This window comes from Pseudomonas sp. S2_H10 (genome assembly GCF_054668285.1).
The window spans coordinates 6120294-6134601 of sequence record NZ_CP162754.1; the positions used below are offsets into that span (position 1 = coordinate 6120294).

19 protein-coding genes are annotated in these 14308 nt (G+C 61.6%); 13 read left to right on the forward strand and 6 right to left on the reverse strand.

Features of this window, described 5'->3' with window-relative positions; genetic code table 11:
- Window positions 1-3: 3 nt before the first annotated feature.
- Complete coding sequence (locus AB4O16_RS27740; protein ID WP_160387251.1) at window positions 4-684, reverse strand: SOS response-associated peptidase family protein; 681 nt, start codon at window positions 682-684, stop codon at window positions 4-6.
- Window positions 685-828: 144 nt separating this feature from the next.
- Between AB4O16_RS27740 and AB4O16_RS27745 the strand changes: the two genes are divergently transcribed.
- On the forward strand, window positions 829-1728 hold the full coding sequence (locus AB4O16_RS27745; RefSeq protein ID WP_160387249.1) for a polysaccharide deacetylase family protein: 900 nt from the start codon (window positions 829-831) through the stop codon (window positions 1726-1728).
- A 118-nt stretch (window positions 1729-1846) separates the two neighbouring features.
- On the forward strand, window positions 1847-2086 hold the full coding sequence (locus AB4O16_RS27750; protein ID WP_160387247.1) for a DUF1652 domain-containing protein: 240 nt from the start codon (window positions 1847-1849) through the stop codon (window positions 2084-2086).
- Here the strand turns inward: AB4O16_RS27750 and AB4O16_RS27755 are convergent, their stop codons facing one another.
- Window positions 2087-2971: a LysR family transcriptional regulator gene (locus tag AB4O16_RS27755; protein WP_160387245.1), complete on the reverse strand. Its 885-nt coding sequence runs from the start codon at window positions 2969-2971 to the stop codon at window positions 2087-2089.
- Between the two features lie 127 nt (window positions 2972-3098).
- Here AB4O16_RS27755 and AB4O16_RS27760 point away from each other — a divergent pair, with 127 nt between their 5' ends.
- The 9 genes from AB4O16_RS27760 to AB4O16_RS27800 all read left to right on the forward strand — a co-directional run bounded on the left by AB4O16_RS27760 (window position 3099) and on the right by AB4O16_RS27800 (window position 11471).
- Window positions 3099-4247 (forward strand): muconate cycloisomerase family protein, encoded by a 1149-nt coding sequence (locus AB4O16_RS27760; RefSeq protein ID WP_460156358.1) that lies wholly within the window; start codon window positions 3099-3101, stop codon window positions 4245-4247.
- Window positions 4248-4257: 10 nt separating this feature from the next.
- Complete coding sequence (gene catC, locus AB4O16_RS27765) at window positions 4258-4548, forward strand: muconolactone Delta-isomerase (RefSeq protein WP_007985250.1); 291 nt, start codon at window positions 4258-4260, stop codon at window positions 4546-4548.
- A 55-nt stretch (window positions 4549-4603) separates the two neighbouring features.
- The gene (catA, locus tag AB4O16_RS27770) at window positions 4604-5533 is read left to right on the forward strand and encodes a catechol 1,2-dioxygenase (RefSeq protein ID WP_460156359.1); all 930 of its coding nucleotides are present in this window, start codon (window positions 4604-4606) and stop codon (window positions 5531-5533) included.
- Window positions 5534-5717: 184 nt separating this feature from the next.
- The gene (locus AB4O16_RS27775; protein ID WP_460156360.1) at window positions 5718-6677 is read left to right on the forward strand and encodes an AraC family transcriptional regulator; all 960 of its coding nucleotides are present in this window, start codon (window positions 5718-5720) and stop codon (window positions 6675-6677) included.
- Window positions 6678-6904: 227 nt separating this feature from the next.
- Window positions 6905-8269: a benzoate 1,2-dioxygenase large subunit gene (gene benA, locus AB4O16_RS27780; protein ID WP_460156361.1), complete on the forward strand. Its 1365-nt coding sequence runs from the start codon at window positions 6905-6907 to the stop codon at window positions 8267-8269.
- Window positions 8266-8754 carry a benzoate 1,2-dioxygenase small subunit gene (benB, locus tag AB4O16_RS27785; RefSeq protein WP_160387235.1) on the forward strand — a complete coding sequence of 163 codons (489 nt, stop codon included), beginning with the start codon at window positions 8266-8268 and terminating at the stop codon, window positions 8752-8754. Before benA ends, benB begins: the two co-directional genes overlap by 4 nt.
- Before the next feature lie 10 nt (window positions 8755-8764).
- Complete coding sequence (gene benC, locus AB4O16_RS27790; RefSeq protein ID WP_460156362.1) at window positions 8765-9778, forward strand: benzoate 1,2-dioxygenase electron transfer component BenC; 1014 nt, start codon at window positions 8765-8767, stop codon at window positions 9776-9778.
- 149 nt (window positions 9779-9927) lie between these two features.
- On the forward strand, window positions 9928-10701 hold the full coding sequence (locus tag AB4O16_RS27795; RefSeq protein ID WP_460156363.1) for a 1,6-dihydroxycyclohexa-2,4-diene-1-carboxylate dehydrogenase: 774 nt from the start codon (window positions 9928-9930) through the stop codon (window positions 10699-10701).
- Window positions 10702-10742: 41 nt separating this feature from the next.
- Complete coding sequence (locus AB4O16_RS27800; RefSeq protein ID WP_460156364.1) at window positions 10743-11471, forward strand: alpha/beta hydrolase; 729 nt, start codon at window positions 10743-10745, stop codon at window positions 11469-11471.
- On the opposite strand, the gene AB4O16_RS27805 is transcribed toward AB4O16_RS27800, so the two are convergent.
- Entirely contained in the window at window positions 11446-11808 is a 363-nt protein-coding gene (locus tag AB4O16_RS27805; protein ID WP_460156365.1) for an NUDIX hydrolase, read from the reverse strand. The two genes, AB4O16_RS27800 and AB4O16_RS27805, sit on opposite strands and share 26 nt — an antisense overlap.
- Window positions 11809-12027: 219 nt before the next feature.
- Between AB4O16_RS27805 and AB4O16_RS27810 the strand changes: the two genes are divergently transcribed.
- Window positions 12028-12228, forward strand: a complete 201-nt coding sequence (locus AB4O16_RS27810) for an SPOR domain-containing protein (RefSeq protein WP_160387225.1) — start codon at window positions 12028-12030, stop codon at window positions 12226-12228.
- 47 nt (window positions 12229-12275) lie between these two features.
- Here the strand turns inward: AB4O16_RS27810 and osmE are convergent, their stop codons facing one another.
- Window positions 12276-12626 carry an osmotically-inducible lipoprotein OsmE gene (gene osmE, locus AB4O16_RS27815; RefSeq protein WP_160387223.1) on the reverse strand — a complete coding sequence of 117 codons (351 nt, stop codon included), beginning with the start codon at window positions 12624-12626 and terminating at the stop codon, window positions 12276-12278.
- 13 nt (window positions 12627-12639) lie between these two features.
- Entirely contained in the window at window positions 12640-12879 is a 240-nt protein-coding gene (locus AB4O16_RS27820) for a hypothetical protein (RefSeq protein ID WP_057396004.1), read from the reverse strand.
- Window positions 12880-13164: 285 nt separating this feature from the next.
- On the opposite strand from AB4O16_RS27820, the gene AB4O16_RS27825 reads away from it, so the two are divergent.
- Entirely contained in the window at window positions 13165-13500 is a 336-nt protein-coding gene (locus tag AB4O16_RS27825; RefSeq protein ID WP_160387221.1) for a hypothetical protein, read from the forward strand.
- A gap of 86 nt (window positions 13501-13586) precedes the next feature.
- Here the strand turns inward: AB4O16_RS27825 and AB4O16_RS27830 are convergent, their stop codons facing one another.
- Window positions 13587-14147, reverse strand: a complete 561-nt coding sequence (locus AB4O16_RS27830) for an RrF2 family transcriptional regulator (RefSeq protein WP_160387219.1) — start codon at window positions 14145-14147, stop codon at window positions 13587-13589.
- Window positions 14148-14308: the final 161 nt, after the last annotated feature.

The window sequence follows — 14308 nt, forward strand, 5'->3', positions numbered from 1 at the left end:
AGTTCACGGAACTTGTTCAATCAGCGCAGCGCCCTGGTTCCTGACATTGCCGACGGCCTTGTCCACTTTGTACCACTCAAATACATCACTGATTTCGCCCTGGGACAGCGCCATTTCCTCGGCGCGCTCCTTGGGCGTGGCCGGGTCCAGCCATTCGCGCGCCAGTTCGGGGGAAAACACCACCGGTCGGCGGTCGTGCACATCGAGCAGGCCGCCGGCGCTGTCGGCCGTGAGGATGACGAAGCCATCGTGCTCCCTGTGCGGGGCTCCGCCAATGGGGTACTGGCCGATGGCGGCGCAGAAAGCCGGCGCCCGGTCCCGTCGTCGAATCAGCCAGGGTTGTTTGTTGCCGTCATCGGCTTCGACCCATTCGAACCAGTTATCGATCGGGCAGATCGCGCGATGCGGCCAGATCGCCCGGAAATAGGGGCCGTGGGCGACTTTCTCGACCCGGGCATTGATCGGCGCCGCGCGGTCCGTCGCCCAGTGCGGGCGCCAACCCCAGCGCACGGCGTCGGCGTGCAGCCGCTCGTTCTCCAGGTGCAACAGGGCGAGTTGCGTGGTGGGCGCGGCGTTATAGTGCGCCAGGGGTTCGTTGCCGACGTGGTTGATCAGCGCGTCGGGGATGCTCAGCACCGCCACGAAGTCGTGAATCCCGCGGTATTGCGACAGTCGTCCGCACATGGCCTGACACTCTGGATGAGCATTTTTTTCAGTTTAGATGGTGGCGACGAAACGGGCCCGGCAAGCATCGGAACCAAACCCTGTGTACCCTATCCAACTTCGGCCAGCCCGAGGGGCAACAGAGGGTCTGACCCAAGGCGAAACATGAAGCACCTGTTCAAGTTTTTAGCGGTATGTGCAATGGCGGTCGGCCTGCTGGGTTGTATCGCGGCACCCATTGAAATGACTCCGCAGACCGAGCAGCGTTTGCACGAGCAGCCCCCCATCCGGTTTCTGCTGACGTTCGACGACGGTCCCAGTGCATCGAGCTGGTGGAACCCCACCGTCACCGTGCTCGAGAGCCTGGCGCAGAACCCGCTGCAACCGGGGATCAAGGCCGTGTTCTTCGTGCAGACCCGTGCACCGCGAGCCGGTGGCAGCGAGCTGGGCCGGGACATCATGCGGCGCGAGCACGCCGAAGGCCACATCCTCGGATTTCACACCGCCACGCCCTGGCACACCAATCATCGTTCTCTCGAGCCGCCAGAACTGGAGCGGGCCCTCACTGATGGCAGCGCCGACATCGCGGCGATCACAGGCGCCCCTCCAACCTTGCTGCGCCCGCCATTCTGGAACTATGACAAACGCACCTTCGCCGCTTATCGCCAGCATGGCCTGCACGTGCTGCTCACGGACCTGAGCGCCAATGACGGCAAGATCTGGGGCTTCAACGCCAGCCCCCGGCGGCGCTCGCACATGCTGCGCTCGATGTCCGAAGTGCGCGAACGCATTGCCCGCGGCGAATTGCCGGTGGTCGACGGGGTGATTCCGGTGGTGGTGACCTTCCACGACCTCAACCGTTATACCGCCCGGCATACCCGCGAGTACCTGCAGATCCTGCTCGACAGCGCCCGGGAGACCGGGGTGAAAACCGCGGACAAGCCGTTTTACGACGATCAGGCCGCGTTGCTGCGGGCTGCCCTGGCGCGAACCGTGCGCGACGATTCGCAGCCGGTCGAGTTGCCAGGGTTCTGGAACTGGATCTGGGGCGCGAACACCCATTAAAAACTGCAGAAAGTGAGAGCTGGATAACACTAATTGCGAATGATTCTGTTGCAGATCGCAAAAGTGTATCTATTCTGAAACGGATCCAATCCGATCCATTGTCGCCGAGGCACCAGTCATGGTTCCTGTTTCAGTTCTTTGCAACATTATCGAGTCCGGTTTCGAGCCGCTGTCGTGCGAGTGCACGGAGAGTCTCGGGCTGCTGCGTATCGAAGTCTATGACGTGGCCACCGGGCGGGTGGAGCTGTTGCTCAGCGGAGTCTCGACAGCCGAGCTCACCAGCGTGCGCGCCATCTCCGACTTCATCGGCGAGTTGCGTACCGAGATAAAGGCAGGGCGCCGGGCCTTTGCCGGTTGATCAGCCGCGCGGCAGCAGCTCGTCAATCATCCGCAAACAATGGTTCAACCCCGGCGACACATCGCCCACCCGTCGGCTGAGTATGATCGGCGAGGTCGCGTTGTCTTCCAGCAACGGCGTGAAGCCGATGTCGTCGCGGTGCAGCAACTGCACCGAGGCCGGTACCAGCGTGACCCCGATGCCAGCCCCCACCAGCCCGATCGCCGTTTGCAGTTCGTTGGTCCATTGCGCGACGTGAATGCTCACGCCACAGGACTCGAACAGTGCGATCACATGGTCGGCGTAACTCGGCCGTGGATTGCCGGGGTACAGCACAAAGGGTTCCTTTGCCAGCTCCCGCAGGGTGACGGGACCGGCGAGCAGCGGATGGCCGGCGGGCAGGGCGGCGACCAGGCGGTCTTCGGTCAGCACGGTCTGGATGATGGCCGGGTCGTCGATGCGGATCCGGCCGAAACCGATGTCGATGCGCCCGGCCTTCAACGCCTGCACCTGTTGCAGGGTGGTCATTTCCGACAGACCCAGCTCCAGCTCCAGCGGCTCGCCACTGCGTAGGCGGCGGATCAGTTCCGGCAGAACGCCATACAGGGTCGATGGCGCAAAACCGATGCCCAGCCAGGTTTTTTCCCCCAGGCCGATACGCCGCGTGTTGTCGCAGACCTTGTTCAGTTGTTCGAGCAGGGCAGTGCAGTGCTCATGAAAAAACCGTCCGGCGTCGGTCAACTTCAGCGGTCGGCCGCGCTCGATCAGCGTCACGCCCAGTTCGTCTTCCAGTTGCTGGATCTGCCGGCTGAGGGGCGGCTGGGCGATGTGCAGCAGCTCGGCGGCGCGGGTGAAGTTGAGGGTTTGAGCCAATACCTGGAAATAACGCAGGTGACGCAGTTCCATGGAGCCTCCGGGCGTGGATCGGTTGCATACCTTATAGGTATCAAGTCAGACCAATTCTATATTGGCATCGCGAAAAAAGCCGTACGAGAATCGATTCCAGAACTTCAAGAACCTGACGGGTATCGAAATGCTTGCAACTGCCATTGAGTCGATCGAGACGATCATCGTCGACCTGCCGACCATCCGCCCGCACAAGCTGGCGATGCACACCATGCAGAACCAGACCCTGGTGATCATTCGCGTGCGTTGCGCCGACGGCATCGAAGGCATTGGCGAATCCACCACCATCGGTGGCCTGGCCTACGGCAATGAAAGCCCGGACAGCATCAAGACCAACATCGACACGCACTTCGCGCCGCTGTTGATCGGCCAGGACAGCGGCAACGTCAACGCCGCCATGTTGCGTCTGGAACGCAGCATCCGTGGCAATACCTTCGCCAAATCCGGTATCGAAACCGCGCTGCTCGATGCCCAGGGCAAACGCCTCGGCCTGGCGGTCAGCGAACTGCTCGGCGGCCGGGTTCGCGATGCGCTGCCCGTGGCCTGGACCCTGGCCAGCGGTGACACCGAAAAAGACATCGCCGAAGCAGAAAAAATGCTCGACCTGCGCCGCCATCGCATCTTCAAACTGAAGATCGGTGCCGGTGAGGTCAACCGTGACCTGGCCCACGTGATTGCGATCAAGAAAGCCCTCGGTGACCGCGCCAGCGTGCGGGTCGACGTCAACCAGGCCTGGGACGAAGCCGTCGCCATTCGTGCCTGCCGGATCCTCGGCAGCAACGGCATCGACCTGATCGAACAGCCGATCTCGCGCAACAACCGCGCCGGCATGGCCCGCCTGAACGCCATCAGCCCGGCGCCGATCATGGCCGACGAATCCATCGAATGCGTGGAAGATGCGTTCAACCTGGCCCGCGAAGGCGCGGCCTCGGTGTTCGCCCTGAAGATCGCCAAGAACGGTGGCCCGCGCGCCGTACTGCGCACCGCCTCCATCGCTGAAGCGGCCGGCATCGCCCTGTACGGCGGCACCATGCTCGAAGGCGGCCTGGGCACCATGGCCTCGGCCCATGCCTTTGTCACCCTGAACAAACTGGCGTGGGACACCGAGCTGTTCGGCCCGTTGCTGCTGAACGAGGACATTCTCAGCGAACCGCTGGTGTATCGCGACTTCGAACTGCACGTGCCGAACACACCGGGCCTGGGCCTGAGCCTGGATGAAGAGCGCCTGGCGTTCTTCCGCCGCGACAAGACATCGACTGCCATTCATCAAGCCTGAGGAGAGCATTATGCTGTTCCACGTAAAAATGACCGTGAACCTGCCGGTCGACATGAATCCCGAAGCGGCCGCCACATTGAAGGCGGACGAGAAAGCCCTGGCCCAGCGCCTGCAAGAGCAGGGCAAGTGGCGTCACCTGTGGCGCATCGCCGGGCACTACGCCAACTACAGCGTGTTCGATGTCGACAGCGTCCAGGAACTGCACGACCTGCTGATGCAACTGCCGCTGTTCCCGTACATGGCCATCGAAATCGATGCGATGTGCCGGCATCCTTCTTCCATCCGAGACGATGACCGCTGAGCCCAGCCTGTTCAGCGCGCTACGCTAATAATTACAAGATGAGGAACCCACCAAAATGAACGTCAAGATTTCCCACACTGCCGAAGTCCAGAAGTTTCTCGAAGAGGCCAGCGGCCTGCTCAACGACGCCGGCAATCCACGGACCAAGGCGCTGGTCTACCGCATCCTGCGTGACTCGGTGAACATCATCGAAGACCTGGCCGTGACCCCGGAAGAATTCTGGAAAGCGGTCAATTATCTCAACGTGCTGGGTGCGCGCCAGGAGGCCGGGCTGCTGGTGGCCGGTATCGGCCTGGAGCATTACCTCGACCTGCTGATGGATGCCGAAGACGAACAGGCCGGCAAGTCCGGCGGTACCCCGCGCACCATCGAAGGCCCGCTGTACGTGGCCGGTGCGCCAATGTCCGAAGGCGAAGCGCGTCTGGATGATGGCGTCGATCCGGGTGTGACCCTGTTCATGCAAGGTCGCGTGTTCAACACCGCTGGCGAACCCCTGGCCGGCGCCGTGGTGGACGTCTGGCACGCCAACACCGGCGGCACCTACTCGTACTTCGATGCCTCACAATCGGAATTCAACCTGCGTCGCCGCATCGTCACCGACGCTGAAGGCCGCTACCGTTTCCGCAGCATCGTGCCGTCGGGCTACGGCTGCCCGCCGGACGGTCCGACCCAGCAATTGCTCGATCAACTGGGCCGCCATGGCCAGCGCCCGGCGCACGTGCACTTCTTCATCTCCGCGCCGGACCATCGCCACCTGACCACCCAGATCAACCTGGATGGCGAAAAGTACCTGCATGACGACTTCGCCTACGCCACCCGCGACGAGCTGATCGCCAAGATCACCTTCAGTGACGATCAGGCCCGTGCGGCGGCTCATGGTGTGAGTGGTCGTTTTGCCGAAATCGAGTTCGACTTCACCCTGCAGTCGTCGGCCCAGCCACAAGAGCAACAACGCCACGAGCGGGTCCGCGCACTGGAAGACTGATAGCACACCCCTGTGGGATCACCACTCTGTGGGAGCGAGCTTGCTCGCGATGGTCGTCAACGATGACGCTGGGTACCTGATGCCCCGTGGCGTCCTTGAGTCCATCGCGAGCAGGCTCGCTCCTACAAGGGTTTCGGATCTAGAATGAAACGACGCAACCTATAACAACAACGAGAGTGACCTGATGATGCCAGCGCAACTATTGAGTCAGCGCAGCCGGGTGTTTGACCATGCCGACCCTTACGCGGTGTCGGGCTACGTCAATCAGCACGTCGGCAACCATTGCATCCTCATGCCCCGCACCGGCCAGCCACTGGCCAGTCTCGACCATCGCAAGTTCGCCAGCCTCGACCTGTGCCGCATCAGCTACGGCGCCAGCGTGCGAGTGACCTCGGGCGCGCTGGAGAACATCTATCACCTGCAGGTGTTGCTGCAAGGCAATTGCCTGTGGCGCGGCCACGGCCAGGAACACTATTTCGCCCCCGGCGAACTGCTGTTGATCAACCCCGACGATCCGGTGGACCTGACGTACTCCGACGATTGCGAAAAATTCATCCTCAAGGTCCCGACCCGCTTGTTTGAATCGGTCTGCGATGAGCAGCGCTGGCGCTATCCGGGGCAGGGCGTGCGGTTTCTGGAAAACCGTTATCAGCTCAATGAACTGGAAGGCTTCGTCAACCTGCTGGCGATGATCTGCCAGGAGGCCGAAGCCACCGAGCAGATCCCCGGGGTGCAGGAGCATTACGCGCAGATCATCGCCAGCAAGATGCTCGGCCTGATGAAAACCAATGTCAGCCGCCTCGAACTGGGTTCGCAGACGGCCACGTTCGAAGCGATTGCCGATTACATCGCCAATAACCTCAAGCAGGACATCGACAGCGCAGCACTGGCGCAACAGGCGCACATGAGCCTGCGTTCGCTGTACGGACTGTTCGAGCGCAATGCCGGCCTTACCCCGAAAAACTACCAGCGCCAGAAACGCCTGGAACGCATCAACGCCTGCCTGAGCGACCCGACCTGCAACGTGCGCAACGTCACCGAAGTGGCGATGGACTACGGCTTCCTGCACCTGGGAAGGTTCTCCGACAGCTACCGCAAGCAGTTCGGCGAGTTGCCATCGGATACCCTCAAGCGCCGACATTGAGGCCTTCAGGTTTGATGTTGTCTGGTCTGGCCCCATCGCGAGCAAGCTCGCTCCCACTTTGGATCGCATTGCCCCTGTGGGAGCGAGCTTGCTTGCGATGGGGCCGGCACATTCACCCTTAGCTCCCTGCACAAAACGGATAAAGGTCTGCACCCCGCGGATACTCCGCCCCGTCGCCCCGTCCTAGCATGACCCCTGCCTGAACAATAACAATGGAGGCGGCGGCCATGACCCTGCGACCCGAATACGTGCATTCCCTGCTTGAAGACGATCCCGAGCAGGGCCTCTATCGCTGCAAGCGCGAGATGTTCACCGACCCCCGGTTGTTCGACCTGGAGATGGAACACATCTTCGAAGGCAACTGGCTGTACCTGGCCCACGAAAGCCAGATCCCCAACATCAACGACTTCTACACCACCACCATGGGGCGCCAGTCGATCTTCATCGCGCGCAACAAGGACGGTGTGCTCAACGCCTTCATCAATGCCTGCAGTCACCGTGGCGCGACCCTGTGCCGGCACAAGTCCGGCAACAAGAGTTCCTACACCTGCCCGTTCCACGGCTGGACCTTCAACAACTCCGGCAAACTGCTCAAGGTCAAGGACCCGGCCAATGCGGGCTACCCGTCGAGCTTCAACTGCGAAGGCTCCCACGACCTGACGAAAGTCGCGCGTTTCGAGTCCTATCGCGGCTTCCTGTTCGGCAGCCTCAAGGCCGATGTCTTGCCGCTGGTCGAGCACCTGGGCGAGTCGGCGAAGATCATCGACATGATCGTCGATCAGTCCGCCGACGGCCTGGAAGTGCTGCGCGGTTCGTCGAGCTACATCTACGAAGGCAACTGGAAACTCACCGCCGAAAACGGTGCCGACGGCTACCACGTCAGCAGCGTGCACTGGAACTACGCGGCCACCCAGAACCAGCGCAAGCAGCGCGAAGCCGGTGACGAAAACCCGACCATGAGCGCCGGCAGCTGGGCCAAGCAGGGCGGTGGTTTCTACTCCTTCGACAAGGGCCACATGCTGCTCTGGACCCGTTGGGCCAACCCCGAGGACCGTCCGCTGTACGAGCGTCGCGACGAGCTGGCGCAAGACTTCGGCAAGGCCCGCGCCGACTGGATGATCGAGAACTCGCGCAACCTGTGCCTGTACCCGAACGTGTACCTGATGGACCAGTTCAGCTCGCAGATCCGCATCGCCCGGCCGATCTCGGTCAACCGCACGGAAATCACCATCTACTGCATCGCCCCCAAAGGCGAAAGCGACCACGCGCGTTCGAGCCGGATTCGCCAGTACGAAGACTTCTTCAACGTCAGCGGCATGGCCACGCCCGACGACCTGGAAGAGTTCCGCTCCTGCCAGACCAGCTATCAGGGCAGCGTCACCACTTGGAACGACATGTCCCGGGGCGCCGAGCACTGGATCGAAGGCGCCGACGAAGCGGCCAAGGAAATCGACCTGCACCCGCTGCTCAGCGGCGTGCGCACCGAAGACGAAGGCCTGTTCGTGCTGCAACACAAATACTGGCAGCAGACCATGCTCCAGGCCCTGGCGGCCGAGCAGTCGAAGCTGATCGCCGTGGAGGACGTGTTATGAGCATTTCCTATGAAGCGGTGCGCGATTTTCTCTACCGCGAAGCGCGCTACCTCGACGATCGCCAATGGGACGAGTGGCTGGAGCTTTACGCGCCGGACGCGACGTACTGGATGCCGTCCTGGGACGACAACGACGAACTGACCGAAGACCCGCAGCGGGAAATCTCGCTGATCTGGTACGGCAACCGCACCGGCCTGGAAGACCGCGTCTTCCGCATCAAGACCGAGCGCTCCAGCGCCAGCGTGCCGGACACCCGCACCTCCCACAACATCAGCAACATCGAGCTGCTGGAACAAGCCGACGGACTGTGCAAGGTGCGCTTCAACTGGCACACCCTGAGTTTTCGCTACAAGACCGTCGACAGCTATTTCGGCAGCAGTTTCTACACCCTCGACGTGCGCGGTGAAAACCCGTTGATCAAGGCCAAGAAAGTGATCCTGAAGAACGACTACGTTCGCCAGGTCATCGATGTTTACCACTTGTGAGGCGGCCGTCATGACCCATTCCATCGCATTCAATTTCGAAGACGGCGTCACCCGTTTCATCGACGCCAACCTGGGCGAAACCGTGGCCGATGCCGCGTACCGCCAGGGCATCAACATCCCGCTGGACTGCCGCGACGGCGCCTGCGGCACCTGCAAGTGTTTTGCCGAAGCCGGTCGATACGATCTGGGCGAGGAGTACATCGAGGACGCCCTCAGCCCTGAAGAGGCCGCACAGGGTTTTGTCCTGACCTGCCAGATGCGCGCCCAGAGCGATTGCGTGGTGCGCGTACCGACGTCCTCCGAGGTCTGCCGCACCCGTCAGGCCAGCTACGACGCGACGATCAGCGCCGTACGCCAGTTGTCCGACAGCACCATCGCGCTGTCGATCAAGGGCGAAGCCCTGAGCAAGCTGGCGTTCCTGCCGGGTCAATATGTGAACCTGGGGATTCCCGGCAGCGAGCAGACCCGCGCCTATTCGTTCAGCTCGCTGCAGCGCGATGGCGAGGTCAGTTTCCTGATCCGCAACGTGCCCGGCGGCCTGATGAGCAGCTTCCTCACCGGCATGGCCAAGGCCGGCGACTGCATGAGCCTGGTAGGTCCCCTGGGCAGTTTTTACCTGCGCGAAATTCGCCGTCCGTTGCTGTTGCTGGCCGGCGGTACGGGGCTGGCGCCGTTCACCGCGATGCTGGAGAAGATCGCCGAGCAGGGCAGCGATCATCCGCTGCATCTGATCTACGGCGTGACCCACGATTTCGACCTGGTGGAAATCGACCGCCTCGAAGCCTTCGCCGCGCGCATCCCCAACTTCACCTACAGCGCCTGCGTCGCCAGCCCCGAGAGCCAGCATCCGCTCAAGGGTTACGTGACCCAGCACATCGAACCCGGGCATTTGAACGATGGCGACGTCGACGTCTACCTGTGCGGCCCGCCGCCGATGGTCGAGGCGGTCAGCCAGTTCATCCGCGAGCAAGGCATCACGCCGGCGAACTTCTACTTCGAGAAATTCGCCGCCAGCGCGGCGTGAGTCGACCCTGAATACCACGACTCAATGTAGGAGCGAGCCTGCTCGCGATGGACTGGAGAACGCCGCGTTTAGCCAGTAAGCACGCGTTTTCGTTAACGACCATCGCGAGCAGGATTGTGTTTCGACCGATATTGCCCGATGAGGTACACATGAACAGATTTCACGACAAAGTCGCCCTGATCACCGGCGCTGCCCAAGGCATTGGCCAGCGGGTGGCCGAGCGCATGGCGGCGGAAGGGGCGAAGCTGATCCTGGTGGATCGCTCCGAGCTGGTGTTCGACGTCCAGCAACAACTGGCCGCGACCAACCAGGTATTGGCCCTGACCGCCGACCTTGAACAGTACGAGGAATGCAGCCGGGTGATGCAAACCGCCGTCGAGCGCTTCGGGCGCCTCGATGTGTTGATCAACAACGTCGGCGGGACGATCTGGGCCAAGCCGTTCGAGCACTATGAAGCCGCGCAGATCGAGGCCGAAGTGCGCCGTTCGCTGTTCCCGACCTTGTGGTGTTGCCATGCGGCGCTGCCGTTCATGCTGGAGCAGGGCAGCGGGGCGATCGTCAACGTATCGTCCATCGCCACCCGCAGTCTCAACCGCGTGCCCTACGGCGCGGCCAAGGGTGGGGTGAATGCATTGACCGCTTGTCTGGCGTTCGAAACCGCCGGTCGTGGTGTGCGGGTCAACGCCACCGCGCCTGGCGGCACCGAAGCGCCGCCGCGACGCATACCCCGCAACGGTGACGGGCAGAGTGAGCAGGAAAAAGTCTGGTACCAGCAGATCGTCGACCAGACCCTCGACAGCAGTCTGATGAAACGCTACGGCACGCTGGATGAGCAGGCAGGGGCTATTCTGTTTCTGGCCAGCGACGAAGCGTCCTATATCACCGGCATGGTCATGCCTGTGGGCGGCGGCGATCAGGGCTGAGGCGAGCGACAGACAATCCATCGGCAAACGGAGTCAGGGTGATGAGCGACAAACCCACGATAGTGCTGGTCCACGGTTTTTGGGGCGGTGCTGCCCACTGGAACAAGGTCATCGCCAAGTTGCTCAGCCGCGGCGACACGAACATTCGTGCCGTCGAGTTACCGCTGACGTCCCTGGCCGAGGATGCCGAGCGCACGCGCAAGATGGTCGCCCAGGTGCCCGGCCCGGTCCTGCTGGTGGGGCACTCCTATGGCGGTGCGGTGATTACTGAAGCGGGGGATCTGCCGAACGTGGTCGGGCTGGTGTACATCGCCGCGTTCGCGCCGGACGCCGGTGAAAGTCCCGGCGGCATCACACAGCGCCATCCGCCTGCGGCAGCGGCGAACCTGGCGCCCGACAGCGACGGTTACCTGTGGGTCAGGCCCGAGCTCTATCACGAAAGCTTCTGCCAGGACCTGCCGGCAATCGAGGGACTGGTCATGGGGCTCACTCAGAAAGCGCCGCTGGCGAGCACCTTCGGTGACACCATCGGCACGGTGGCCTGGAAGCAAAAACCATCGTGGTACCAGGTTTCCACCGATGACCGGATGATCGCACCCGAAAACCAGCAATGGATGGCTGCACGGCTGAACGCCCGGGAGATTCTGACCTTGAATGCCAGCCATGCGTCGCTGGCCTCGATGCCCGCCGAAGTGGCGGCCTTGATCGACAGGGCCGCGACGGCGTTGGCCAAGGGCCAGGCGCCTACAAGCGGCGCAGGTACGCGCTGACAATCGCGAGTGCGGCCGCGCTGATGTTCAGGTTATTGACCGTATCCAGCGGGTGCCACATGCAATCGCTGATTTCGTTCAGCGGCCGCAATTGCCCAAGGTTCAGCACCGATACCTCGAAAACGTGGTGTCGGGTGCCGTCCACCTCCAGCTCCAGCACGTACATCAACACGTCCACCCGCAGGCCGGTTTCCTCCCACAGCTCGCGAACGGCGGCATCGGCCGCGCTTTCGCCCTGTTCGAGCTTGCCGCCGGGCAGCGTCCAGCGTCCTCCCGGCTTGCGTACCAGCAGCACATGCCTGTCCTGCTCGAAAATGATCGTTGCGCGTACTTTCATTGATTACCTTGTGGCCGGTGTCATGGAGCAGGCTTGCATGTAAATGCAGTATTCGGGCCAGGCAAATTTTACTGCCATCGAGCATTTTGAGCTGCTGGAATGACGAAAAGTGCCAGCGGAATTTGGAATTTCCACGGCGACGTCTGGTCGGTATTTTGGAGAAGGGTGGGTGTAAGGTAAGCAACTCAACCTGAGATCACTGCCCAAGAGGAGGTGACCATGAGCGTTCCGATGTTGAACAAAATGCACATGAACGGCTATGACGTACTCAGCGTGAACCACGGCCCCTGGCGGGTGTGCACCCAGGGTGACCGGCTTGGCTCGTTCGCCAGTCGCGAGGAGGCGCTGGCGTTTGCGGCGTCGCTACCCGGCTACAGGGCTCGAACCGGCAAGCCGGCGGGCAGCCACCAGGCTAAATGACGAAAGGCTTGAAGCCCCGGTCCTCCGGGGCTTTTGCTGTAGGGGAATCAGTAACCTCCGCCACCGCTGCTGCGCGACGGCTCTCTGGCTTTTTGCTGCGTGTGGCTCCACTGCGCGCAGGTCATGAAGCTCTTGTGGTCGACCATGCCGCGGCCATCGAAGCTGACGTTGTACGCCTGCTGTTGGCCGGCTTGAGTCAGTTTGTAGTCAAAGCAGGTTCCGGGTTCGACGGTACGATCAGTGACCGCCAGGGGCTGGCCGCCGATTTGCCGGACTTGTTCCTGCGTCATGCCGGTGTCGACTTTCGCCACCAGCGGCTGGTCCTGATAGATCGAGTTGGTGCTGCAGCCTGCCAACGCGGTCAGTGCGACGACCAGCGTGTACAGAGGCCTGTTCATGGCAGCGCTCCCGCTATTGAGCCTTGTTGCGGCTGATGACCTTGGCTTTCACTTCCTCGGCATAGCCGGACAGTTTTTCTTCATCACCCTGAAACAAAGCACAGAGTTTTTGCACGGCTTGCGCGTCGATTTCGTTCCCGAGCAGGCGCAATTGCTGCTCGATGCGCAAAAGCTCCACGGCCGACCAGCGCAGATCTGACGCAAGCCCTTGCAGATCACGCCGAAGTTCCTGTTCCGATTCGTTAAGCCACATGACGATCTCCTGAATGCTGCACTCCGAAATTTTAGACCCGTTTACCGCACCGGATGTTGTATTCGTCTGAATCAGCAGGGTTTCCTTTGGTCGGGAAAGCAGCAGCGCACCGGAAAATGCGCCGTCCTTCACAATTTACGATTGTGCTCGTGGGCAGAACGACATCAAATGAGCGCAAGCAAGGAACTAATGGGCACAAGTGCTATCAATGACTCGCCGAATCGATGGATGGCTGTACGGGCGACCACCAGCTACATTTTCTTTTTTCGAATTTAAGGAAGCAGCATGCGGATGTTGATGGGGGGAGTCGCACTGGCATTGCTGGGCGGATGTTCGTTGCCGGCCTCGCTGGTACCGGGCGAGCCGAATGTCAGCAAGCACAGCGAAAAGACGCCGAAAGAGTATGCGGCGTGCGTTTTGCCTGCCTGGCAGAAAGAAGTGTCGAATACGACCCAGCTTTCGATTTCCAACGGCTACCGGATCACCGCCCCGAGCGTGATCACGGCCGATGAAGTGCTGGATATCGTGAAGTACAAGGATGGCAGCCGGATCTCGCTGTATCAGGGGCCACCCTGGGCCAAATCCGGCGACCTGCGCAAAATCGTCCGCGACTGTTTGTGAGAACGGCAGGGCAGAAATCCCTCGCCTGAGCGTTTTCTCCATAAAAAAACCGGATGCCTGGCAGGCATCCGGTTTTTTTGTGTGGATCAGTCCGACAGGTTGGTCGTCGGGATGATCTGCTCACTGGCCTGGGCGGCACTTTTCCTTTCCCGCCGCTCGTTCATCCAGCTTTCCACCTGGACGCCGAATTCCGCCGGGGCCTTGCGCCCGAATTTCCTGGCGATGTCGAGGATGGTTTGCTGGGCGAGGGCCTCCTCCATGCGTTTTTGCGCCACCATCATCGCGCCATGCACCGCGCACGGGCCGTCCAGTGCCCAATCCGGCGGGGAACCGTCGAACACCGCGCAACGGCCACGGATCTCCCGGCAATCGAAGATCGACTTGCGGCCGTCGATGGCGTTGACGATGTCGAGCAGGGTGATTTCGTCGGCGGGCCGGGCCAGCTTGAAGCCGCCGCGCATGCCTTCGGTGGCGACCACCAGTTTGCCCTTGGCCAGTTTGGTGAAGATTTTCGCCAGGTAGTCCAGGGGAACGCCTTGCAGTTCGGCCAGGTCGCGCACACTCGCTTCGCGCGAGTCGCCGCCGTTGCCGACGAGAAAAAGCAGGCAGTGGATGCCGTACTCGACACCCGCGCTGTAAAGAGACATACAGATCTCCGACTTGATTAGTCGCCAATTCTAGCAGCCGAAAGCAAGCCGGGCAACGAAGAGTCGCGCTCTAAATTTTCTTTTCCAGCTTGAAAATCCCTTGTCATGCGCGTTCTTGAGGCTTTTCTGTCGAGGCATCGACGGGTTTGAGGGGCGCCCTC